This is a genomic window from Pseudomonas sp. ADAK7 (genome assembly GCF_012935675.1).
Lineage (GTDB): Bacteria > Pseudomonadota > Gammaproteobacteria > Pseudomonadales > Pseudomonadaceae > Aquipseudomonas.
Window position 1 is genome coordinate 745,573 of the sequence record NZ_CP052861.1, and the last position, 22,997, is coordinate 768,569.

Below are 22,997 nucleotides of genomic sequence, written 5' to 3' on the forward strand. Positions count from 1 at the left end.
TATACTGGAATCAACACTCGACACTGAGCGGCCCGTTATTCTTTGATTCAACGCAGATCCGTATGGCCCGAACAGGATGTTCGGCACCACAGGTCATTGAGGACGCCATGTACAGAATGAGTTCAGGCTATGCCAGCGTGCTGGTGAATACGCTCTCGGCTCAAGGGCTGGATGTTGCCAGTCTGTGTCGGGAGGCTGGACTGGACGTCCATCTGGCGAAACTGCCGGGCGCCTTTTGCGAGCGCCGGGCGATCTATCGACTGTGGGCCCTGGCCGCACAAGCCAGCGCCGACCCGGACATCGGCCTGAAAGCCTATGGCAACTTTCATCCCGGCAGCTTCCAGATTGTCGGCTACACCATGATGTCCAGCCTGAACCTGAAACGGGCGATAGAACGGCTGGTGCGTTTCAGCCCGTTGATCGGCACCGGTTTCAGCCTGTTCTTCACCGCCGAGCAGCAGAACTACCGATTGGTCGCGCTGGATCATCAGCAGGCCGGCTCGGTCAAACCCCGGCAATACGTCGACGCCGCGCTGGCGTCGCTGATGGGGTTTTGCCGATGGCTGGCGGGCGGCAACTCGCCGCAACCGTTGCAGGTGCAGTTCAGCTATCCGGAACCTGCTGACACCTCGGAACATCGGCGCTTGTTTGGCTGCAACCTGGAGTTCGATGCGCCCTACGACAGCATTCTGTTCGACGGCCAGGAAGTGCTGCGCCCATTGAGCATGGCCAATGAAGCGCTGGCGGTGCTGCACGACAGTTTTGCCGAAGCGCAACTGGACTTGCTGTTTGGCTTCTCGATTGTCAGCAGGATTCGCGCGCTGATCAGCGAGCGGCTGAGTCAGGGCCAGGGGCAATACGACATGGAATCGATTGCTGCGGCGCTGAACATCAGCAAACGTACGCTGCAGCGCTCGCTGGAAAAGGAAGGGACGCAATTCAAGGATGTGCAGAATGCCGTGCGCCGGCAATTGGCTGACCACTACCTGCGCCATTCTCATTTCAACATGAAGCATGTGGCGTATCTCCTTGGTTTTCATGACCACAGCAGTTTTAACAAGGCGTGCAGCCGGTGGTTCGGGATGACGCCGGGGCAGTATCGGGCGGATGAATCATTCGAAGTCGCGAAAGCCGCATCGGCCTGATCTGGCCGATGCGGTCCGGTTTTATTTCTTGGGTGGTTTCTTCGAGGTTTTGCGGGGTTTGGTGGTTTGTGGCGTCGGGACTTCAACCTTGGCGACAGGCGCGGGTTGTTCAAGAACTGCATCAGCTTCGCTGGGCGGTTGAGTCAGGTCAAAACCCGGTAGCGGCACTTCAAGCAAGGTGTGCAACTCGCACCAGAACCCGTGCCCGGCGGCATTCTCGTTCAACAATTCCGGCAATAGATTGGCCACAGCCGCCAACACCTGCTGGCGCTCCTCCGTTTCAGTCAGCAGCAGCGGCAGGCTTTGCAGGCTTTCCTGCGGATGAGTCAGCACCAGCATTTTCTGCGTTTGCAGGGTCTCACGCAGGTCCAGCGGTTCGGCGCTGTGGTCTTGCAGCAATAGCTGCAATTGCTCGAGCAGTTTGTCGACGTTGGCCTTGCCCGGCGCGTCGCTGTCGCGTTCCAGCAGGAACAGGATGCGCACCAGCGCTTCCATCAGGCCACCCAGGGGCAGGGCGTTTTGCAGGCGTTCGAGCAGCACTTTGTCGTGGTGCTCGGCGTGCGCTTGCAGATCGCGCTGCGGCACCTTGGCACCGAGGCTGTTGAGTGCGCCGTAGACACCGTAGAAACACAGTTCCTGGGTGGCATCGCGCAGATCGCGGTAGCCGTTCAACGCGTCTTGAACCTGGTTGGAGAACAACGCCTGCCAGGCCAGCAACGGATTGCTCGCGGCGGCGGGGCGACGCTCATGGCGCACCTGCGCGGCGCTGCCGGCCAACCACCATAACGCCGGGTTCAAACTGCTCCAGAGCACCTGCTGCTGATGGAACGGATGCGCCTTGCGCAGCAGTTCGGCGGTCGGTTCGTTGATCAACGGGCGTAGCCACGGCCGAATGAACGCGTCGTACAGGCTGTTGTTGACGTCCGAGGCGCGTTCAACGAGGGCGAACTCGCGATCATCATCCCGGGGCGGCGGCACCTCGCCATGGATGTCGGCGATGCGCCGGGGTTCGAAACGCACGGCGTATTGCGTGTCGGGCAGATCGTCGATCAGCATTTCATAAAGCCCGGCGGGCAGGGCGTTGATGGTCTCGACTGCACCCAGCAGCTCTCGGTGTTCACGTCGGGCCACCTCACCCGAGACGAAAATCCCCAGGTGACCGATGCTGGCGTGACGCAGGTAGACAATGGTCCGCCCGGCGTTTTGCAGGGCCAGATCACTGGGATAAACGTCGGCGATCCAGTCCAGCGCCTGTTGCGGCGAGGTGATGTTGTCGCCATAGGAGCAGAACACCACCACCGGCACTTCAATGCGCTTGAGGTCGAGCCCGCCGCTCTTGCGCCCAAGGCCGCCGGACAGCTGATTGCCGATAAACAGGTCGTCGACAATCATCTCGATTTCTTCGCTGTTGAGCAGGGTCGGGCTGCCCCACCAGCGCTCGAAGTCGAGGAAGCGCGCGGCTTCGGTGTCGACTTCACTGAACAGGTGGTAGTACTTGCCCCAATAGGTGTTCGCCGGGTCGAGGTTTTCGAAATTGCTCACCAGCCAGGTGCCGTCGAACCGTTCGTTGCCCAGGTCACTGCCCAAACGCGCCATCCAGCCACCACCGAGCAAGCCGCCGGTGTAGCGCATCGGATTGCGTCCGTTGACCCCGGCCCAGTACGACAACGGTGCGCCGTTGACGATGATCAACCCTGGCAGCTCTGGCCGGGTGGCAGCCAAACCCATCAATGCCCAACCCGCCTGACAGTTGCCGATCACCACCGGTTTGGCGCTGGCCGGATGCCGGGTGCTGACCGCTTCGATGAATCGCGCCTGGGCCTCGACAATGTCGGCGAGGGTTTGCCCGGGAGCCGGCGAGTGACTGAAGGCGATGAAGTAGGTGGGATGGCCGGCGCGCAGGCTTTCACCGATCAGCGAATCCTGCTTGAAACCGCCGATGCCGGAGCCGTGGCCGCCGCGCGGGTCGATGATGATCACCGGTGGCTGGCTGTCGATCGATTGCTCGGGGTTGCCGAGGATGCGCAACAACGAATAGTTGACCGGGCGCGGCAGGTCGGCGCCGTTGACCAGGGTTTCATGCTCGAACTTGAGCAGCAGCGGAAAGCCTGCACGCTCGTGGGCCAGGGTGTTGTCGCCGCGCTGGCGCAAGGTGTCCCAGAACAACAGGCTGCGTTGGCTGAGGTCGGTGAAGTATTCCTGCCAGTCAGCCGCCGTCGGTGGTTTGAGCTGGCCCTGGCTGAGCGGCGCGAAGGTTTTTGCCTGGCGCTGCTGCACCGCGTCGAGCACGTTGCGGGTATTGAGCTGTTGCAGGTGATTCAGGTGCTCGAACAAACCGGCCGCCGGGGAAAGCCCTTCATCTTGCAGCGCAATATTTTCTTCCTGGCCCATGGTGAACTCCTGACACGGTGCGGGGGAGTCGTCAGCCAGACTAGCGATTGCTAGGCCGATCATCGGATTTTCTCGAGTCTATAGGGAAAAACCACTTAAGGCGTACCGATTATTTTGCAGCGCACAAAATATCCGTTGCCAAACGGTTTTGTGCACTGCAATATCAAGGCTAACGCGACGACTGCCCCGATCGCTGTCGCGTCCTCAGGCCTGAATGGGCCTTCCAGTACCAGGAGATTTCAGCATGTCTTTTTTCAACTCGGAAAAACTGCAAGCCACTCAGAAAGCCAACCTCGACCTGTTGCAGCAGATCAGCGGTAAAGTCTTCGCCAGCGTTGAACAGCTGAGCCAGTTGCAGTTCAAGGCACTGCGCGACTCCACCGAAGAGCACTTTGAAGGCGTGCGCAAGCTGCTGGCAGTGCGTGATCCACAAGGTTTCGCCGATTTGCAGGCATCGTTCACCCAACCGAGCGCGCAAACCGAACGCCTGGCTGAATTCAACCGTCAGGTCCAGGCGCTGATTGTTGGCACCCAGTCGGACATCGCCAAACTGACCGAAGGTCAAGTCCAGGCGGGCACCCAGCAGGTGAATGAGTTCGTAGAGTCGATCAGCAAGAATGCACCGGCTGGCTCCGAGCCAGTGGTCGCGGCCTTCAAGTCGGGCCTGGCGAATGCCGGCACCGTGTTCGAAAGCGCACAGAAAGCGGTAAAGCAGGCATCTGATGTGGCCCAGAGCGGCTTCGACGCTGCCACGGCTGCCGCCGGCAAAGCCGCTCCAGAAGCGAGCGCCAAGGCTACCAACGGCAACAAATAAGTCAGATCAGGCCAGCAGCACCGATGGCGATGGGATTATTCCCCATCGCCATTTTTTTTCGTCCCGTTATCGGTGCCCGGCTTGGCGCCGAACAGGCCGAACATGTTTTGGGTGTTGAGGTACAGCGCCTTGGATTGATCGACGTATTGACGCATCAAGTCCTGCATCACCGGCGCCTGCTGATGCATGAAGGTGCTCCAGGCCTCGGACGACTGGGCGCCGGTCTGGGACTGGATGTCGATCACGGTCTGGATGCTTTTATCCAGGTAGCTGCCGAGCACGCCCTGGTACGGGCCGTAGAACTGGATGATGCCCATCAGCATGTCGCTGCTGAAGATCGGCTCACCGCCGCTTTCGGCTTCGAGGATGACTTGCAGCAGAATACTGCGGGTCAAGTCCTCGCCACTTTTGGCATCGACCACCTGGAACGGGACCTTATCGACCACCAGTTGCCGAATGTCGGCCAGGGTCAAGTGGCTGCTGGTATGGGTGTCGTACAGGCGGCGATTGGGGTACTTCTTGATCAGGCGGGGGGTGTTGCGATTGTTATCGGTCATGCGGGGCGTCTCGCGGCGAGCCTGATTTACAGGCATCTTAACCTACTATCGCCGGTGCTGCGGAGAGGGTGATCGTTCCCACGCTCCGCGTGGGAATGCATCCATGGACGCTCTGCGTCCGCTCTTGGAACGCGGAGCGTCCCAGGCGGCATTCCCACGCGGAGCGTGGGAACGATCACTACGGCTTACCAGATCGGCAGGGAGTAGCTGACAATCAACCGATTCTCATCCAGGTCACTGCCAAAATTCGTCGAGCGCACGGTCGCATTGCGCCATTTCACTCCAACGTTCTTCAACGGGCCACTCTGCACGACATAACCGATATCGGTATCGCGCTCCCATTCCTTCCCCTCCGGGCGATTGCCGCCCAGATCGATATTGTCGCCCGTCAGGTAGCGGGTCATGAAGGTCAACCCCGGCACGCCAATGGCCGCGAAGTTGTAGTCGTAGCGCGCCTGCCAGGACTTTTCGTCCTTGCTGGCAAAGTCGCCGATCTGCACAAAGTTGACCAGGAACGCATCGGTGCCATTGATGTAGGCAAACCCGGTGTCGCCGCTCATGCCCTGATAACCCAGACCGAACGCATGCCCGCCGAGGCTGTAGGTGAACATTGCCCCTAACGCTTTGTTATCGACGTTGCTGCCGCCATCGTCGGTAGAACGGGCGAAACGCAAATCGCTCTTGAACGACTGGCCCGCCGTCACCGGCAACACGTAGGTCAGATTGACCATATGCTGGCTGTAGAGGTTATCGAGATGGCCATAGCTGTAGCCGGTGGCGAGGTTGCCGGTCCATTTGTAGTTGAGGCTGGCGAAGTCGAAGCTGTCGCTGGTGGCGTGCGGCGTGATGATGCCTTTGGCGCCGGTCTTGGTGATGCCCATGTCTTCGTAGTCGGAGGAATCGCGCTGGTTGACCTGCTTCAGCCGTCCGCCGTCCACGGTCAGGCCTTCGACCTCCAGCGACGTCAGCTGACCGCCCTCGAACGTCTGCGGCAACAGCCGTGAATCGTTAGCCAGCACCGTTGGCAACTTCGGCAGCAAAGTGCCGAGTTTCAACACCGTTTTCGAGGCGCGAACCTTCGCCGTCACGCCCAAGTCGCCGTACTCGTCCTGAGCACCCTTGCTGGTGGTGCGATGGCGTTGCAGCAAACCGGAACCGGCGCGATCCGGGCTGGAATCGAGTTTGACCCCGAGCATCCCAATGGCATCCACACCAAAACCAATCAACCCGTCCGTGAAGCCGGATTCATAGCGCAGCAGAAAGCCCTGGGCCCATTCCTCTTGCTTGGATTGCGCGGCGTTGTCCTGGCGAAAGTCGCGGTTGAAATAGAAATTGCGCAGCTCGAGGCTGGCCTTGCTGTCCTTGATAAAGTCAGCGGCGGCGGGGGCCGAGAGGCTGATGACGCCGCCGGCCAGTAACAGTCGGGTAGCGAGAGTGCAGGTGTGACGGTCCATGGTGAAGCCCCTGTGTTTTTATTTTTTTTTTGAAAAGCGATTCACACACCCTCGCCAGACGGGCGAGGGCTTGTTCAGTAAAAAACGCGAACGCCCAAAGAGAGGAGCGGGGCGGGCGCCGCGTGCGGTTCAATCGTTAGAACTGTTCGGCGCTCAGGCCGTACAACGAGCCACTGCCGGCGCGAATGGATTGCTCCAGGCTCAAGATGCGCGGTAGCAAACGCTCGATATAGAAGTCCGCGGTGGCGATCTTCGCCCCATAAAAGGCCCGATCTTCACTGCGTTTTTTCTTCGCGACCTGGGCCATCCGCGCCCACAGCCAGGCGTAGGCGACGTAGCCGAACAGGTGCAGGTATTCCACCGACGCGGCACCGACTTCATTACGGTTGGTCGCGGCCTGGTCTTGCAGCCAGTCGCTGAGGTTTTCCAGGCGCAGCACGGCATCGAACAGTTGGATGGAGTAGGGCGCGTCCGGTTGATGGGCGAAGTGGCGGATCTCGCCGGTGAACTGGCGCAGCGCCACGCCACTGTCGGCCAGCACTTTGCGCCCGAGCAGGTCCAGGGCCTGGATGCCGTTGGTGCCTTCGTAGATCTGCGCGATGCGCACGTCACGCACCAGTTGCTCCTGACCCCATTCGCGGATATAGCCATGGCCGCCGAACACTTGCTGGCCGTGGATACAGCTTTCCAGGCCGGTGTCGGTGAAAAACGCCTTGGCCACCGGCGTCAGCAGCGCCACCAGGGTTTGCGCGTTGTCACGCTCCCGGGCGTCGTCGGAGAACTTGGCCAAATCCAGTTGCTGGCCGACGTAACTGGCAAACGCCCGGCCGCCTTCGGTCATGGCTTTCATGCTCAGCAGCATGCGCCGCACATCCGGGTGGACGATGATCGGATCGGCGATCTGGTTCGGTGCCATGGCGCCGGTAGGGGAGCGGCTCTGCACCCGTTCGCGCGCATATTTCACGGCGCTTTGATAGGACGCTTCTGCGCAACCGATGCCCTGAATGCCAATGGACAAGCGTTCGTAATTCATCATGGTGAACATCGCCGCCAAGCCTTTGTTGGCTTCACCCACCAGCCAACCGCTGGCGCCGTCGAAGTTCATCACGCAGGTGGCGGACGCCTTGATGCCCATCTTGTGTTCGATCGAGCCGCAACTCACGGCGTTGGTATGACCAAGGGAACCGTCGGCATTGACCAGCACCTTGGGCACCACAAACAGCGAGATCCCTTTAGGCCCGGCCGGTGCGTCCGGCAGTTTGGCCAGCACCAGGTGGATGATGTTTTCGGTCAGGTCCTGATCGCCACCAGTGATGAAGATCTTGCTGCCGCTGATGCTGAAGCTGCCGTCGGCCTGGGGTTCGGCGCGGGTGCGGATGATCCCCAGGTCGGTGCCGGCGTGGGCTTCGGTCAGGCACATGGAGCCGGCCCAACGACCTTCGTACATCGGCGGCAAGTAGATATTTTTCAGTTCTTCACTGGCATGGGCATCGATGGCCAGGCACGCGCCGGAGCTCAACGCCGAATACAGCGCAAAGCTTGAATTGGCGCCGTAGAGCATTTCTTCGAATTGCACGGAAAGCATCTTCGGCATGCCCATGCCGCCGAAATCGGCATTGCCGGACAACCCGACCCAGCCGCCTTCAATGTAAGTGGTGTAAGCCTGTTTGAAACCGATCGGCGTCGTGACCTGGCCATAGACCCAATGCGCGCCTTCTTCGTCGCCGCTGCGGTTGAGTGGCGCAATCAGGTGTGAAGTGACCTTGGCCGCTTCCTCAAGAATGGCGTCGGCGGTATCGGCATCGACGTTGTCGGCCAGAGCCGGCAGGCGCGCCCACAGGGCTGGGGCGTCGAATACTTCATGCAGCACGAAGCGCATGTCGCGCAAGGGAGCGTTGAATTCGGGCATAACGTGAACCTCGTTGGGACAGTGGGCACGGCGCCGCCACGGCGGGCCGTGCTTTTTCAATCAATGACTGGACGCGCTGGCGGCACCGAGGCCGGTCTGGGCGCGGACGAACTGGTCGGCATAGGCGTCGCGTTCCTTGTCGGCCCGCACGCTGCGGTCGAGTTTCGACACGACCACAATCACCAGGAACGCCAACGGCATGGAGAACAGCGCCGGGTGGTCGTAAGGGAAAATCGCGTGGGCATGGCCGAGCACGGTGACCCACACCGCTGGCGACAGGATCACCAGCACCAACGCGCAGATCAGGCCGGCGAAACCGCCGAGGATCGCGCCTTTGGTGGTCAGGCCTTTCCAGTACATGGCCATGATCAGCACCGGGAAGTTGGTTGACGCAGCGATGCCGAAGGTCAGGCCGACCAGGAACGCGACGTTCATCTTCTCGAACAGAATGCCCAACAGAATCGCGACGATGCCCAGGCCTACGGTGGCCATGCGCGTGACGCGCATTTCCTGTTTCTCGCTGGCCTTGCCTTTCTTGAACACGGTGGCGTACAGGTCATGGGAAATCGCCGAGGCACCGGCCAGGGCCAGCCCGGAGACCACCGCCAGGATGGTGGCGAACGCGACCGCCGCAAGGAAACCGAAGAACAGGTTGCCGCCTACGGCTTTGGCCAAGTGCATGGCGACCATGTTGCCGCCGCCGATCAAGGCACCGCCGACTTCACCGTTGACGTAGTACTGCGGGTCGGTGCCGATGATCACCATCGCCGCGAAGCCCAACGTGCAGACCACGAGGAAGAAGAAGCCGATAAACCCGGTGGCGTAGAACACCGATTTACGCGCTTCCTTGGCGTTCGGTACGGTGAAGAAACGCATCAGGATGTGCGGCAAACCGGCAATCCCGAACACCAGGCCCAGGGACATCGACGCAGTGTTGATCGGGTCGGCAAGCATCGAGCCCGGGCCCATGATGTTCCAGCCGCTGGCGTGGGCCTCAACCGCTTTGGCGGCCAGGGTTTCGTAGCTGAAACCGAATTGCGACATGGCCATGACCGCCAGGGTCGTACCACCGGCGAGCAGCAACACAGCCTTGATGATCTGCACCCAGGTAGTGGCGATCATGCCGCCGAAGATCACGTAGACCAGCATCAGCGCACCGACGATCACCACCGCCACCGGGTAATCAAGGCCGAACAGCAACTTGATCAACTGCCCGGCACCGACCATCTGCACGATCAAGTAGCAGCAGACCACCGTCAGCGAACCGAACGCGGCGAAGATCCGCACTTTGTTCTGGTCCAGCCGATAGGACACGATGTCGGCGAAGGTGTAGCGCCCCAGATTGCGCAAGCGCTCAGCCATCAGGAACGTGATGATCGGCCAGCCGACGAAGAAGCCGATGGTGTAAATGAAACCGTCGTAGCCCTTGGCGAACACCAGGCTCGACAGCCCCAGCAATGTAGCGGCGGACATGTAGTCACCGGCAATCGCCAGACCATTCTGAAACCCGGTGATGCCGCCGCCAGCGGTGTAGAAATCCGACGTGGATTTGGTTTGCCGCGCGGCCCACCAGGTGATGCACAAGGTGCCGAGCACGAACACAAAAAACATGCTGATCGCGTTCAGGTTGAGCGGTTGTTTTTCGACGGCTCCGGTCAGTGGCGCGGCGAGCACGACGCAGGACGACAGCAAACCTGCACCCGTAAGGAACAGCTTTTTGAGCAGGCTCATCACTTGCTCTCCTCAAGAATCGCCGCACCCAGCGCATCGAACCGGGTATTGGCGCTGTAGACGTACCAACCGGTCAGCAGCCAGGAAAAAATGATGATCGCCGCGCCTACCGGCATTCCCAGGGTCAACATCCGGTTCTCGCCCAGCGGCGCATGCAGCCATTGCGGGGCAAACGCCACCACCAGCATAAACAGGTAGTAAGTGCTCAAGACCGTGGCACTCAACGTCCAGGCCAGGCGCGAACGGCTGCTGACCAGTTGGAGGAATTTCGGATTCGCGCGAATCCGTTCGCAGCGCTGGGTGTCGGTTGAATGGATGTCGATCATCGGTAGCTCCACATTTGTTTTTGTTGTCAGTGTGTGAGGGGCAGGGCGAGGGCGCGTCGAATTGAGCGCGCACGAGCCCGGAACGGCAGGTTCGCGACCTGCCGCTTGAAGTGTTCAGCGTGAGTGAGGGTTAGAGGGCCTGGGCCCGGTCGCGCAGCACGTACTTCTGGATCTTGCCGGTGGACGTCTTCGGTAGCAGGGTGAAGATCACCGTGCGCGGCACTTTGAACCCGGCCAGGTGTTCGCGGCAGAAACTGATGATGTCCGCCTCGCGCACGTCCTGGTGATCAGCCTTCAAGGTGATGAAGGCGCAGGGAGTTTCGCCCCACTTCTCATCGGGACGCGCAACGACTGCGGCTTCCATCACCGCCGGATGGCGGTAGAGCACGCCTTCGAGTTCGATGGTGGAAATGTTCTCGCCGCCGGAAATGATGATGTCCTTGAGCCGGTCCTTGATCTCGACATAACCGTCGGGATGACACACCGCCAGGTCGCCGGTGTGGAACCAGCCGCCCTCAAAGGCTTCGGCGGTGGCGGTTGGGTTTTTCAGGTAGCCCTTCATCACGGTGTTGCCGCGCATGAAGACTTCGCCGATGGTCTTGCCGTCCCGCGGGGTCGGCTTCAGGGTGGTCGAGTCGCCGACCATCACGCCTTCGAGCGTCGGATAGCGCACGCCCTGACGGGATTTGATCTGCGCCCGTTCATCCAGCGGCAATTCATCCCACTCGGCATGCCAGGCACACAGCGTCACCGGACCGTAGGTTTCGGTCAGGCCATAAACGTGGGTGACCTTGATGCCCATCGCTTCCACGGCGCCGATCACTTTGGCCGGCGGCGCGGCACCGGCGACCATGGCGTTGACCGGGTGATCGATGGCGGCTTTGGCCGAGTCCGGCATGTTGACCAGTGCATTGAGCACGATCGGCGCGCCGCACAGATGGGTGACCTGGTGTTCGCGGATCAGCGTGAGGATTTTCTGTGGGTCGACCCGGCGCAGGAACACATGCACACCGGCCAGTGCGGTGATGGTCCACGGGTAGCACCAGCCGTTGCAATGGAACATCGGCAAGGTCCAGAGGTACACCGGGTGGTTGCCCATGGCCCAGGTCATCTGGTTGCCCAAGGCATTCAAATAAGCGCCGCGATGGTGATAGACCACGCCTTTCGGATTGCCGGTGGTGCCGGAGGTGTAATTGAGCGAGATGGCTTGCCACTCGTCATCCGGCCATTGCCAGGCGAACGCCGGATCGCCTTCGGCCAGCAACGCTTCATAGTCCAGGTCGCTGACGGCCTGGCCTTCGCCGTATTCCGGGTCGTTGACGTCGATCACCAGTGGCGGGTGGTCGAGCATGCCGATGGCCGCGTGAATCACGCTGTGGAATTCGCGGTCAGTGATCAACACCTTGGCTTCGCCGTGTTGCAGCATGAACGCGATGGCTTCGGCGTCCAGGCGCACGTTGAGCGGGTTGAGCACCGCGCCGATCATCGGCACGCCGAAATGCACTTCGAGCATCTCGGGGATGTTCGGCAACATGACCGCGACGGTGTCGTCCTTACCAATGCCGCGCCCGGCCAGGGCCGAAGCCAGGCGTCGGCAGCGGGTGTAGGTCTGCGCCCAGGTGCGGCGGATCGAGCCATGAATGACGGCGGGGTAGTCGGGGTAAACGTGGGCGGTGCGCTCGAGGAAGCTGAGCGGCGACAAGGCGATGTGATTGACAGCCGTAGGGCTAAGCCCTTGTTCGAAGATCGACATGACGGGTACTCGGTGGCTGATTGTTAGCTCTATGGCTGACCTTTCAGCGTAGCCGCTGAGGTCAACTTTTATGTCCGGTCTGCTTTATATAACAATCAACCCTAGATATGGAAGTACAACCTAGGTTGTATAGTATATATACCATATGCCATTCTTCATGCGCTAAATGAATGCGGCGATTGCTCCACGGCCGGTATATTCTTGGCTTCCCCCCACGCAGCGGACCTGTGATGACGCCTGACTCTCCCTTATTGAGCCATGACCCTCAGCCAAGCGTGCTGCTCGATAGCCAGGGCCAACCGCTGGAGTTGAATGCGGCATTGCTGGCCTTGCTCGCGCAGCATCCGCACAGCTACGTGCTGGGGTTCCTGCCGAACAATCATCGCGATCTGGTGCGTGCGTGCCTGGCGCAGCAGCGCGCCATCGAAGGGGTCGAGGCCGAATTCCAGACGCAGATCCTGATCTGGACCTTTATCCCCGATCCGCCGCACAACCGCGTGTTCGGCCGTTGCTACGTCGCCACCGCGCAAGTGCTGGCCGAACGCGAGGCCGCTACGGCGCGGCGCCTGTACCGGCTGATCATCGAGAACACCACCGACCTGATTTCCCGGCATACCCCGGACGGGCGTTTTCTCGATGCCTCGCCAGCGTCCTGGACCTTGCTCGGCTATTGGCCCGAAGAACTGCGCGGGCAGATGGCCCAGGGCCTGTTCCACGGCCAGGACCTGGCGAATCTGGTGCAAACCGCGCGCGATGCCCTGGAGCAGAACGGTTATCACACCATGGCGTACCGAATCCGCCATCGCGACGGGCATTACCTGTGGTTTGAAACCGCCTGCCGGGCGATTCGCGAGACCTACACCGGGGCGGTGGTCGAAGTGGTGTGCGTGTCCCGGGACATTACCGCCCGGGTACAGGGCGAAGAAAAACGCCGACGCCTGGAAGACGAACTGGCCCACACCGCGCGCCTGGTGACCTTGGGGGAATTGGCTTCGGGCATCGCCCACGAAATCAACCAGCCATTGGCGGCGGTGGTCAATTACGCCAACGCCAGCCAACGGTATATGCAGGCACTGGGCACCAATCCCCAGGCGGCGGAACGGGTGGCCCAGGGCCTGGAACGCATTACGTTGCACGCCACCCACGCTTCGGAAGTCATCCGGCGTTTGCGCGGTTTCCTGCGCAAGGGCCAGCGGCGCATGCAGGCGCTGAACATGGTGGATGTCGCCCGTGAAGCGGTACGGTTGTGTGCCTGGGAAGCGACCCAATGCCAAGTGACAATCGACGATCGACTGCCGGATAATCTGCCGCCGGTGTATGCCGACCGGGTGCTGCTGGAGCAGGTGCTGCTCAACCTGTTGCGCAACGCCATTGATGCCAACCGCGAGCAACATCCGGGCCGGCCGTCGCTGATCGTGATGGCTGCGGGGCAGGGTGGTGCTACCTCCGTGGAAATCAGCGTCCACGACCAGGGGCCGGGCGTCAGTGAGCCGGAACTGGAGCAAATATTCACCCCGTTCTACACCAGCAAGCCGGATGGCCTGGGCCTGGGATTGTCCATGAGCCGCAGCATCATCGAAGGCTTTGGCGGCGAATTGCGGGCGCGCCGGCAACCGGTCGGGCTGCTCGTTTACTGCCGTTTGCCACTGGCCGGCCCACTAAAACAACAACAGGAATGACGCAATGGCAGCAGTGACGGAACACGTGGTTTACGTGGTCGACGATGATCAAGGCATGCTCGATTCAACGGTTTGGCTGCTGGAATCGGTGGGCCTCAAGGCCTTGCCGTTCACCAGTGGCGTCGAGTTTCTGGAGGCCTGCGATGCACGGCTCAATGCCTGCGTGTTGCTGGACGTGCGCATGCCGGGCATGGGCGGCTTGAACGTGCAGGAAGCCATGCGCGAACGCGAACTGAACTTGCCGATCATCTTCGTCAGCGGCCACGCCGACGTGCCGATCGTGGTCCGCGCCTTCAAGGCCGGCGCCCATGACTTCATCGAAAAACCCTACAACGAACAGCTGCTGCTCGACAGCGTGCAACAGGCGCTCAGCAACTGCGCGGCCAATCGCACGGGCAATCTGGGCCACGAAGAATTGCAGGCGCGCATGCTGACCCTGACCCCTCGGGAACGCGATGTATTGCTGCCGTTGGTGCAGGGCTACACCACCCGGGAAATCGCCAAACAACTGGGGGTCAGCGCCAAAACCGTCGACCTGTATCGCTCGCGGGTGATGAAACGCATGCAGGCCAATACTTTGCCGGATCTGGTGGGGATGGCGATTGCGGCGCAATTGGTTGATCCGTTGAAGTTGCGTTGAGTCCGTTGCGGCACAGACCGGGTGTCCTGCCGCCGGCATGACTGCCAGGGCTTGGGCTAGCATGGAAGGTGTACGTGCCACTCTCCTGAAGAGGGTTGAATCATGACCATCCATGCCTGGGAAAAACTCTATCTCGATGATTTGACCTTGGGGCAGGTGTTCGAAAGCGACGCCGTTCGCGTCGAGCGACGGGCGATGCTGGCTTTTGCGCAAGAATACGACCCGCAACCTTTCCACCTTGACCCCGAAGCCGCCGACCTGAGCTTGTTTCGCGGTCTGGCGGCCAGTGGCTGGAACACCGCGGCACTGACCATGAAACTGCTGGTGGCCAGCGTACCGTTGGCCGACGGGATCATTGGCCTGGGGATCGAACTCAGCTGGCCGACGCCGACGTATCCGGATGACCTGTTGCGTCTCACCACCACCGTCCAGGTCATCGAACCGTCCGCCACCAAGCCCGACCGGGGCGTGGTGACCATGCTCATGGAGACTCGCAATCAACACGACAAAGTGGTGCAGCGCGCCACCGGAAGACTGCTGGTGTTCAGGAGACCGCCGCCTGATTGAGCCGGTAGTCATGGTTGTGTGGCGCGCGCATGATGGGCGAGGCCATTTCACCGAATAGTCGAGCACGTTCTCTGTCGATGGCAGGGACCGGAGGAGGCGTGTTGAAACCCTTTCTACCCAGGCCCAGCGCCGCAACGCTGAACATGTTGCGTCAAGGCTGCCTGCAACGCCGTGATGCAGTGCCGCAAGCGTTGACGGAACAAGCGGCCATCCCCGGCATCCCCAATGCGCGTTACTGGCTGGACCAGGATCTGACGCCGTTTATCCGGGACGCGAGTGAGGCCAACCATCGAGAGTACGAGGCGTTCGGCCGCATCGAGGAGCCGAATGACATGTTGCCGCTGGCCGATATGCTGGCGGTTTCGGGGGGCGGCGACGCCGGCACTTTCGCGGCAGGCATCATTGCCGGATGGTCCCTGCATGGCACCCGACCGGTGTTCAAGGTCGTCACCGGCATCAGCGCCGGTGCGCTGGTCGCCCCGTTCGCTTACCTGGGGCCTGAGTATGACGGGATCATTCTGGGGATCTGCAAGGGCATCGGCCCCAAAGACGTGTTCCATCCGCGCAGCATGCTGACCCGCCTGGCGAGCGACGGTATGGCGGACAGCAAGCCACTGTCTCGCTTGATTGCCAAGTACGTCACTGCCGAAGTGCTGGCAGCCATCGCCGGGCAATACGCCAAGGGGCGACTGCTGATGATCGGCACCACCGACCTTGATTCAGGGCGGGCCGTCACCTGGAACATGGGTGCGATTGCGTCCAGCGATGCACCGGGAGCGCTCGAACTGTTTCGCAACATCATGGTGGCGTCGATGAGTATTCCCGGCGCCGTGTCACCGGTGATGATCGATGTAGAAGTTGACGGCAAACAGTTCCAGGAAATGCACGTGGACGGCGGCGTCCTCACCCAGGTGTTCCTTTACCCGCCGGGCACGGTGATGGCGCTGAACCAAGTGACTGGCGCGCGCTTGCGCCGGGAGCGGCATTTCTTTGTGATTCGCAACGGCAAACTGGAACCGCAGTGGTCCGGCACCAAGCGCCGCACCTTGAGCATTGGCGGCCGAGCCATCAGCACGTTGATCCAGACCCAGGGCATCAGCGACCTCGATCGAATCTACCGGATTGCCCAGCAGGACGGCGCGGACTTCAACCTGGCGTACATCGGCGCCGATTTTGATGACGCGCGCAATCACCGATTCGAGGGCGCGTATATGAAGCGGTTATTCGATTACGCCTTTGAACTCAGTGCGAAAGGCTATCCGTGGCATAAATCGCCGAGTACCTGAGCGCCGCCCGGCGCTTATTGTTCAAAGCACGACACCAGGAACCCCATCACCGCCTGCACGGCCGGTGTGTGCCGGATGTCGTTGTGGACCAGCAGCCACACGTCCCGCGTAAGGTCGGCGCCCACCGATGGCAGCGCTTGCAGGCCGTAGCGCTCGCCCAGGAAGTAGGGCAATGCGGCGACACCAGCACCCGCCTGAGCAATGGTCGCCTGGATGTTCAAATCATTGCTGCGCAGCAGGATCGGTCGATCACCCGCCTGTTTCTTCAACCAGGCCTGTTGTGGGGATTGCTCCATGGTTTCGTCGTAAGCGATGAAGGCCAGGTCTTGCGGGGCAGTGTTGGCTAAATAACCGGCCGCGCCATACAGGTAAAACGGCAGCGTCGCGACCTTGCGGGCCACCAGGTCCGGTTCCTTGGGGCGGCTCAGGCGCACGGCGATATCGGCTTCGCGTCGGGACAACGAAGCGCTGCCCAGGCTGCCAATCAACTGCAACGACAGCTGCGGATACTGCGTGCGCAATGCATTGATTCGCGGCGCTATCAGCGCGCAGGCCAGTGCGGGTGGGGCACTGACCATGACTTCGCCGACGTAGCTTTCCTGCCCCGCCAGGGCGGTACGCTGGACCGCGAACGACTCGCTTTCCATCCGCCACCCCAGCTCGGCAATGCGTTTCCCGTCCTCGGTAATGACGTACGCACGGGGGCGTCGGTCCACCAACTTCAGGTTCAGCGAACGCTCCAGCGCGCTGATGCGCCGCGCCACCGTGGCATGGTCGACCTTGAGCGTGCGTGCCGCCCCCGACAACGACTGCTCGTGGGCGAAGACAATGAAGTAACGCAGATCCTCCCAATCGAACATGGGCGTTTTCTCACATAAAGGGTGAATAAATGGGGAATTCTGCCCCATCGGCAAGCCTGCAAGAATCCTCCAAAGCCTGATGGGCAGGTTTGATTTGCGAGGAAACAGCCATGTCAAAATCAACGCCTCTGGCCTATGCCGGAATTGTCGGTGCCACGTTTTTCTGGGGCACCAATTTCAATGCGGGCGCCTACATCATCAAGAGCATGGCACCGATCAGCGCGTCCATTGAGCGCTTTGCCATTTCGACAGTGTTGCTGGTCCTGATTTTCAGTCTGGCCGGAAAGCTGCGTTTCGGCACGCTGAAACACAACCTGCCGGCCTTTATCGGCCTGGGGTTGCTTGGGTTTACCGCGTTCAGCCTCGCGACCTTCTTTGGCCTGCAAACCACCACGCCGATCAACGGTGCGCTGATCCTGGCGACCACGCCACTGTGGACCATGATCTTTGCCGTGTTGCTGGAAGGGGAACGGATTGATCGTGGTCGCGCCGTTGGCTTGATATTGGGCTTGCTCGGAGTAGGGCTGGTGATCACCCGCGGCGATATCCAGGTGCTGCTCCGGCTGAAAGTGGCCAGTGGTGACGCGATGATTCTGGCCGGCAGCATGGCCTGGGCGGCGAACATGGTCGGCACCCGACGCTTCGTCAAAGACTCGACACCGCTGGAAACCACGACTTATTCCATGTTGTTCGGGGTCATCGGGTTGATCGTGCTGGGTTTCATTTACGAAGACCCGCTGGCGGACATGCGTGGCGCTTCACTGCCGATTCATGGCGCGGTCATTTACCTGGCGGTCTTCGGGTCGTTGATTGCCTACTTGCTGTGGTTCAAAGGCATCCATGCCATCGGCGCCGCGCGGACCTCGATTTTCTTCAACCTGGCGCCGGTGTTCACCATGCTGGTGTCCTCGATCCTCGGCGTGTTGCCGAACGTCTGGCAATTGCTCGGTGCCAGCGGCGTCATTCTGGGAGTGGTGTTTGCTTCGGGGCTGGTATTGAGCCCGACTCAACCGAGACCGATCACGTCCCGGTGAACTTCCAGCGCGTTACGCTCGACCCAGTTGTGCGCCAGCAGCCCATCCGGACGCACTTCCCAGACGGCGGTGCCGAGCATTTCAAAAGGGCTGTTGCAGGAGCGGCCGCCGATAAATCCCTGGTTTTTCCCGGCCAACTTCCAGCGGGAAGCGACGCGGGTCCCTTGGGCATTCTGGAATGTCTCGATGGCGCCAAACTCGGAATCTTCGATGGTCGACAGGAAGGCGCCGATCCAGCGAATGAAGGCTTCGCGGCCAACAATATCCACGCCACCGGACGTGATAACGAAGTCTTCGGCAACGAAGCGCGCGGCGGCTTGCGGGTCCTTGGCTTGCCACACCTCGCGCCAGAAGCTTTCTACGATGTGTACTGCGGTGTTGTCGGTCATGTCGAACGCCTCGTTTATTCAGATGAAGCACGATGTTCGACATTTGCTATCCAGAACTCCAGCGCATAAATTTAATGGCATCCAGTTGAAAAGCGAATTCACCATGCAAGCCAGCGACCTGGAAATCGACCTGCTGCGGGCGTTTATCGCAGTGGCGGAGACCGGCAGTTTCACCGCCGCCGCGGACGTGATTGCGCGGTCGCAATCGGCGGTCAGCCAGAAGATTATTCGCCTGGAAGACCTGCTCGGTTTTCGTGTGTTCGAACGCACCAGCCGCGCGCTGACACTCACACCTGATGGCGAACGACTGTTGGTGGGGGCGCGTAAATTGATGGTGCATTTCGAGACGTTCATCCGTGAGATCAAGGCGCCCGCCACGGTGAATCTCCTGCGCCTGGGGATCTCCGAAAACCTCGTGCCTACGCAACTGCCCACGTTGTTATCGCGTTTTTGCAAGGTCTATCCGGACATTAAACTGGAACTCACCACCGGTCTAAGCCACGACCTGCTGGCCGACCATGAAGCCGGGTTGCTGGACGTGGTCATTGCCAAGCAAAAAGCCAGTGCCACCGCACAGCGCGGTCGAATTATCTGGCGCGAGCCTTTGGTCTGGATCGCCGCGAAGGACTTCGAAATCGAAGCCTCCAAACCCATACGCCTGGTGATGATGCGCCCGCCGTGCGCGTACCGCGCCATCATGATCGAGGCCCTGGCGTCGGTGCGACGGGAATGGGTTTCAGCTTGCCTGGCGAGCAATTTGATGGGCGTCCAGGCCGCCGTCGCCGGTGGACTGGGGATTACCGCGCTGGGGACCTCGTTCCTGCAGGAAGGCATGCGGATCGTAGAACCGTCCGAGAAGTTGCCGACATTACCCAGCACCGAAGTCGCCGTGATTGGCGACGACGTTCGCACCCGGCATCTGGTCCAGCCGCTGGTGTCGTTGCTGACCGAAGGTTTGATGGGCTCTTTGAACTAGGATTTACCGAGGCAAATCAGCCGTACACAACTCCCCCGTAGCGCGGATCAGCGCCAGTTCATGCAGCTGATCCGTCGCCAGACTGGCGCGAGCCTTGGCAATCCAGTCCGTGCACTGTGGGTCCTTTCGATAAGGCGTGAAGTCGGCATATTGCTGCAACAGTCGATTTTGCAGTTCATCCAGGCGTGGGCGGATTTGCTTGGCGAGGTCCGGGCGCGGCGTGTCTGGCGCCTGGCCGGCCGCTTGCCATTGGGCCAGCAGACCGTACTGCACCAGTTTGTTGGCTTCCATTTGCGCCGCCAGTAACTGGCCAACATCTTCCGGGTCCAGTTTTCGCTCTTCGGCCAGCTTCCTGGCGTTGGCGATCACCTGCGCTTCCCGGGGGCTGTCCTGGATCGGCTTGCCGCTGTCCCATTTGGTCAGGGCGACCAGATCAGCGATGTTGAGGCGTTCGTTCAACGTCACCAACAGCGGTTGCAAGGTTTCGGGTGGCGCGCTGGCCTGGGCGTTGAGGGCGGACAGGCCGAGTACGGCGCAGCACAGCAATTGAAGTTTCGGTTTATCGCTCATTCATGGGTATCCAGGCAGATGTCGATCACTACTTTACCGATTGCTTGTCCCGCGGCAACGATGGCGTGAGCGTCATTGACGTTTTCCAGGGTAAAGCTTCGGTCGTCCAGCAGCACCCGCAGTTGTCCGGCTTCAGCCATCCGCGTGGCTTGCGCGAGGATTTCACCGTGGTGCTGGCGGCCTTTGCCGGTGATCAGCGGCAGCAACGTGAAGACACCGGAATAGGTGGCACCCCGCAACGACAGCGGCGCGAGTGTATGCTCACCCCAGCCTAGGCAACTGACGACGTGGCCGGTGTAGACCTTCAGCAGGTTGAACGAGGCGTCCAGTGTCGCGCCGCCGACGGTGTCATACACGATGTCAAAACCTTCGCCGCCGGTGTGTTGCTCAAGGTAATCGGCAGGCGCCTGACTGCGGTAAACAATGGCCGTGGCGCCGAAGCCCTCGATGATTGCCAGGCTTTTGCCACTGCCGGTGGCGAACACTTCAGCCCCGTGGGCTTTGGCGATCTGCACCGCGATATGCCCGACACCACCGGCGCCACCTTGCACCAACACCCGTTGTCCGCCCCGGACGTTGGCCCGGTCCACCAAGCCTTCCCACGCAGTGATGAAAATCAAGGGGAGGGCGGCAGCTTCGCGCATGCTCAGGTTCCGCGGTTTACGCGCCAGCAAATCGGCATCGACGGCGATGTAGTCCGCCAGCGAACCCTGCTGGCCGCCAATTCCACCGGCCATGCCGAAGACCTCGTCGCCGACGGTGAAGGCTGTGACATCAGCAGCGACCACTTCAACAATCCCGGCCAGGTCCATGCCCAAGACAGCAGGCAACGGTTGCCGCGCATGGCCGCCCTGGCCGTTGCTGATCTTCGTGTCCAACGGGTTCACGCCACTGGCGATGATCTTGATCAACACCTGGCCTGCCTTGATTTCAGGTCGTGGCAGGTCTTGCAGTTGCAGTGCGGCTCCGGCCTTCAAAGCGACGGCGGCGCGCATGGTGGTCTGGCTCATGGGAACTCCTGTGGAACTGTTTAGGGGCGATGGGTCCAGTTTCAGGCAGTCGGACGATTCCGATAAGCGCGTAAATACCTATAGTATTCATTCCAAATAATCGCCAAGTAGGTGCTGATGGACACGTTAGAAGCGATGACGATTTTCCTGCGGGTGGTGGAGCGGGGCAGTTTCTCGGCCGTAGCCCGGGAACTCGGGCTCAGCCAGCCAACCATCAGCAAACAGATCGGCGCCCTGGAAAACCGACTGGGTGGCCGGCTGTTCGCCCGCAGTACACGCAACCTCAGCCTGACGGATGAAGGTCAGCGCTATTACGAGCATTGTCGGCAGATTCTGGCGGCGGTAGACCATGCCGAGCACAGTTTCCAGACCGGCCAGGAGCGGGTGGCCGGGCCATTGCGCATTGCCTCTTCCGGCAGTTTCGGACGCATTCAGATTGCGCCGCGGCTGCACGGTTTTCTCCAGCAACACCCTGACGTGACGATTGATTTGCTACTGAGTGACGAGAACGTCGACCTGGTCAGCGAGGGCATCGATGTCGCCGTGCGCATTGGCGAGTTGAAGGACAGCGGCCTGATCGCCCGGCCCATAGGCCTGACGCGGCGCCGGGTGTTCGCCGCTCCCAGCTATCTTGAACAGCACGGTGTGCCGGCGACACCGGATGATCTGAGCGACCACAACTGCCTGGTCTTCAATCAACTGGAACAGTCCGACCACTGGCGCTTCGAGCACAGCGGTCAATCGCGCACCATCCAGGTCCAGGGCAATGTGCGCAGCAACAACAGCGAAGCGATTCGGCAGATGGTCCTGAGTGGCTTGGGACTGTCGCTTTCACCCTCGTGGTTGTTTCGCGAGGACGTGCAGGCCGGGCGCGTGTTGGCGTTGCTGGACGAGTACACACCGTCGTCGCTGCCGATCCATGCCGTGTTTCCTGCGGATCGTCGGCAATCGGCACGGGTGAGGGCGTTCATCGATTATCTGCGAGATGCTTTCGCGCTTGATGACGACGTTTGCCTGGGTTGAATCAACCCTCAGGCTCGGCCGTACAACTCATTTGCCCTGAGCCCGGCTTCTGGAAAAGGACCGTGTTGCCGTCTTGCCAGAAGCTGTAATTGCCCTGGCGATCCTTGCCGGCGTATCGGGTGCCGGAATCACTCGGCACCTGGCTCAACGTGATCGAAGTGCTGGCCCATTTCAGGTACACGACCGCCGTCTGCGAGTTAAAGAAGGTCGCAGCGATGGGCGTGTTGAACCCGCTGCAACGAATCGTCCGGGGGCCTTCGGTGAGTCGGTCGGGATCCTTGGTTCGCACAATCGCCGAGCCTTGGCGCAGCTGATGCGCGCGCTCGGCATAACTGCGGATCGTGCACGGCTTGGGCTCAGGATCGGAGGCGCACTGATCACGGGTCACAACCCAGAACTTCTGATCGATCACGATTTTGTCGGGCGGCGGGACGGAACGTTCATCCGTGAGCGCCAGGCGATACAGGCGCGTCAGTTCCATGTCCATCTGCAGCAATTGCGGATCGCGGCAGATCAGTTTTTCGAGGGTGGTCCTGGCCGTGGCGCAGTCGAAGGTGGTCTTGAGGGGTGGCGGCGGGTCGGCGGCGTCGACGCAAGTACTTGCCGCTGCGCACAGGCTGGCAGCGAGTAGAGCGGTGAAACGGGATGTGAACGTTTTCATGCTGGCTTCACCCAGATGCCCGGATTGCCCGTGGACCGGTTGATCCCGTTGAACATTCATTCGTTCTTGTTGGGTGTATCGCAGTGTACGTCAGCGCTCGAAACTTGCCACACCGGCTGGCGGCCGTAGCGTCGAGAAACGTTGCGGCCCAGACGTTTGCGCCCGATGGAGAGAACGTCAGAACTGAGGTTATCCTCGTAGAGGAGGGCGACGGGGTGCAAA

At 60.9% G+C, this 22,997-nt stretch carries 21 protein-coding genes; 9 read left to right on the forward strand and 12 right to left on the reverse strand.

Annotated elements, in window-relative coordinates:
* Positions 1–107 precede the first annotated feature (107 nt).
* Entirely contained in the window at positions 108–1,145 is a 1,038-nt protein-coding gene (locus tag HKK53_RS03380) for an AraC family transcriptional regulator (protein ID WP_169369464.1), read from the forward strand.
* A gap of 21 nt (positions 1,146–1,166) precedes the next feature.
* Here the strand turns inward: HKK53_RS03380 and HKK53_RS03385 are convergent, their stop codons facing one another.
* On the reverse strand, positions 1,167–3,536 hold the full coding sequence (locus HKK53_RS03385) for a DUF3141 domain-containing protein (RefSeq protein WP_169369466.1): 2,370 nt from the start codon (positions 3,534–3,536) through the stop codon (positions 1,167–1,169).
* 244 nt (positions 3,537–3,780) lie between these two features.
* Between HKK53_RS03385 and phaP the strand changes: the two genes are divergently transcribed.
* Positions 3,781–4,350: a TIGR01841 family phasin gene (gene phaP / locus HKK53_RS03390; RefSeq protein WP_169369468.1), complete on the forward strand. Its 570-nt coding sequence runs from the start codon at positions 3,781–3,783 to the stop codon at positions 4,348–4,350.
* 35 nt (positions 4,351–4,385) lie between these two features.
* Here phaP and phaR read toward each other — a convergent pair whose 3' ends face one another.
* The 6 genes from phaR to HKK53_RS03420 all read right to left on the reverse strand — a co-directional run bounded on the left by phaR (position 4,386) and on the right by HKK53_RS03420 (position 12,080).
* Positions 4,386–4,907 (reverse strand): polyhydroxyalkanoate synthesis repressor PhaR, encoded by a 522-nt coding sequence (gene phaR, locus HKK53_RS03395; protein ID WP_169369470.1) that lies wholly within the window; start codon positions 4,905–4,907, stop codon positions 4,386–4,388.
* Between the two features lie 185 nt (positions 4,908–5,092).
* Positions 5,093–6,361 carry an OprD family porin gene (locus HKK53_RS03400; RefSeq protein WP_169369472.1) on the reverse strand — a complete coding sequence of 423 codons (1,269 nt, stop codon included), beginning with the start codon at positions 6,359–6,361 and terminating at the stop codon, positions 5,093–5,095.
* 136 nt (positions 6,362–6,497) lie between these two features.
* Positions 6,498–8,270, reverse strand: a complete 1,773-nt coding sequence (locus tag HKK53_RS03405; RefSeq protein ID WP_169369474.1) for an acyl-CoA dehydrogenase C-terminal domain-containing protein — start codon at positions 8,268–8,270, stop codon at positions 6,498–6,500.
* A 60-nt stretch (positions 8,271–8,330) separates the two neighbouring features.
* Entirely contained in the window at positions 8,331–10,001 is a 1,671-nt protein-coding gene (locus tag HKK53_RS03410; protein WP_169369476.1) for a cation acetate symporter, read from the reverse strand.
* Positions 10,001–10,327: a DUF485 domain-containing protein gene (locus HKK53_RS03415; protein WP_169369478.1), complete on the reverse strand. Its 327-nt coding sequence runs from the start codon at positions 10,325–10,327 to the stop codon at positions 10,001–10,003. The genes HKK53_RS03410 and HKK53_RS03415 overlap by 1 nt, the downstream gene beginning before the upstream one ends.
* Before the next feature lie 130 nt (positions 10,328–10,457).
* The gene (locus HKK53_RS03420; RefSeq protein ID WP_169369480.1) at positions 10,458–12,080 is read right to left on the reverse strand and encodes an acyl-CoA synthetase; all 1,623 of its coding nucleotides are present in this window, start codon (positions 12,078–12,080) and stop codon (positions 10,458–10,460) included.
* 230 nt (positions 12,081–12,310) lie between these two features.
* On the opposite strand from HKK53_RS03420, the gene HKK53_RS03425 reads away from it, so the two are divergent.
* From HKK53_RS03425 to HKK53_RS03440, 4 genes are all read left to right on the forward strand, one after another.
* Positions 12,311–13,759: a sensor histidine kinase gene (locus tag HKK53_RS03425; RefSeq protein WP_169369482.1), complete on the forward strand. Its 1,449-nt coding sequence runs from the start codon at positions 12,311–12,313 to the stop codon at positions 13,757–13,759.
* A 4-nt stretch (positions 13,760–13,763) separates the two neighbouring features.
* The gene (locus tag HKK53_RS03430) at positions 13,764–14,399 is read left to right on the forward strand and encodes a response regulator transcription factor (RefSeq protein ID WP_169369484.1); all 636 of its coding nucleotides are present in this window, start codon (positions 13,764–13,766) and stop codon (positions 14,397–14,399) included.
* Positions 14,400–14,501: 102 nt separating this feature from the next.
* A complete protein-coding gene (locus HKK53_RS03435) occupies positions 14,502–14,966 on the forward strand; it encodes a MaoC family dehydratase (RefSeq protein ID WP_169369486.1) in 465 nt (154 codons plus the stop codon).
* Between the two features lie 101 nt (positions 14,967–15,067).
* Positions 15,068–16,252: a patatin-like phospholipase family protein gene (locus HKK53_RS03440; RefSeq protein ID WP_237150671.1), complete on the forward strand. Its 1,185-nt coding sequence runs from the start codon at positions 15,068–15,070 to the stop codon at positions 16,250–16,252.
* 14 nt (positions 16,253–16,266) lie between these two features.
* Here the strand turns inward: HKK53_RS03440 and HKK53_RS03445 are convergent, their stop codons facing one another.
* Positions 16,267–17,112 carry a LysR family transcriptional regulator gene (locus HKK53_RS03445; protein ID WP_169369488.1) on the reverse strand — a complete coding sequence of 282 codons (846 nt, stop codon included), beginning with the start codon at positions 17,110–17,112 and terminating at the stop codon, positions 16,267–16,269.
* A gap of 110 nt (positions 17,113–17,222) precedes the next feature.
* Here HKK53_RS03445 and HKK53_RS03450 point away from each other — a divergent pair, with 110 nt between their 5' ends.
* Positions 17,223–18,146 (forward strand): DMT family transporter, encoded by a 924-nt coding sequence (locus HKK53_RS03450; RefSeq protein WP_169369490.1) that lies wholly within the window; start codon positions 17,223–17,225, stop codon positions 18,144–18,146.
* On the opposite strand, the gene HKK53_RS03455 is transcribed toward HKK53_RS03450, so the two are convergent.
* Positions 18,119–18,535 (reverse strand): ester cyclase, encoded by a 417-nt coding sequence (locus HKK53_RS03455; RefSeq protein ID WP_169369492.1) that lies wholly within the window; start codon positions 18,533–18,535, stop codon positions 18,119–18,121. The genes HKK53_RS03450 and HKK53_RS03455 overlap by 28 nt on opposite strands.
* A gap of 103 nt (positions 18,536–18,638) precedes the next feature.
* On the opposite strand from HKK53_RS03455, the gene HKK53_RS03460 reads away from it, so the two are divergent.
* Entirely contained in the window at positions 18,639–19,511 is an 873-nt protein-coding gene (locus HKK53_RS03460) for a LysR substrate-binding domain-containing protein (RefSeq protein WP_169369494.1), read from the forward strand.
* Positions 19,512–19,514: 3 nt separating this feature from the next.
* On the opposite strand, the gene HKK53_RS03465 is transcribed toward HKK53_RS03460, so the two are convergent.
* Both HKK53_RS03465 and HKK53_RS03470 read right to left on the reverse strand, forming a co-directional pair.
* The gene (locus HKK53_RS03465; protein WP_169369496.1) at positions 19,515–20,081 is read right to left on the reverse strand and encodes a chorismate mutase; all 567 of its coding nucleotides are present in this window, start codon (positions 20,079–20,081) and stop codon (positions 19,515–19,517) included.
* Positions 20,078–21,091, reverse strand: a complete 1,014-nt coding sequence (locus HKK53_RS03470; protein ID WP_169369498.1) for a zinc-dependent alcohol dehydrogenase family protein — start codon at positions 21,089–21,091, stop codon at positions 20,078–20,080. The genes HKK53_RS03465 and HKK53_RS03470 overlap by 4 nt, the downstream gene beginning before the upstream one ends.
* 117 nt (positions 21,092–21,208) lie before the next feature.
* Here HKK53_RS03470 and HKK53_RS03475 point away from each other — a divergent pair, with 117 nt between their 5' ends.
* Positions 21,209–22,114, forward strand: coding sequence for a LysR family transcriptional regulator (locus HKK53_RS03475; RefSeq protein WP_169369500.1), 906 nt, complete (start codon positions 21,209–21,211; stop codon positions 22,112–22,114).
* 1 nt (position 22,115) lies between these two features.
* Here the strand turns inward: HKK53_RS03475 and HKK53_RS03480 are convergent, their stop codons facing one another.
* Positions 22,116–22,775 (reverse strand): MliC family protein, encoded by a 660-nt coding sequence (locus tag HKK53_RS03480; RefSeq protein ID WP_169369502.1) that lies wholly within the window; start codon positions 22,773–22,775, stop codon positions 22,116–22,118.
* Positions 22,776–22,997: the final 222 nt, after the last annotated feature.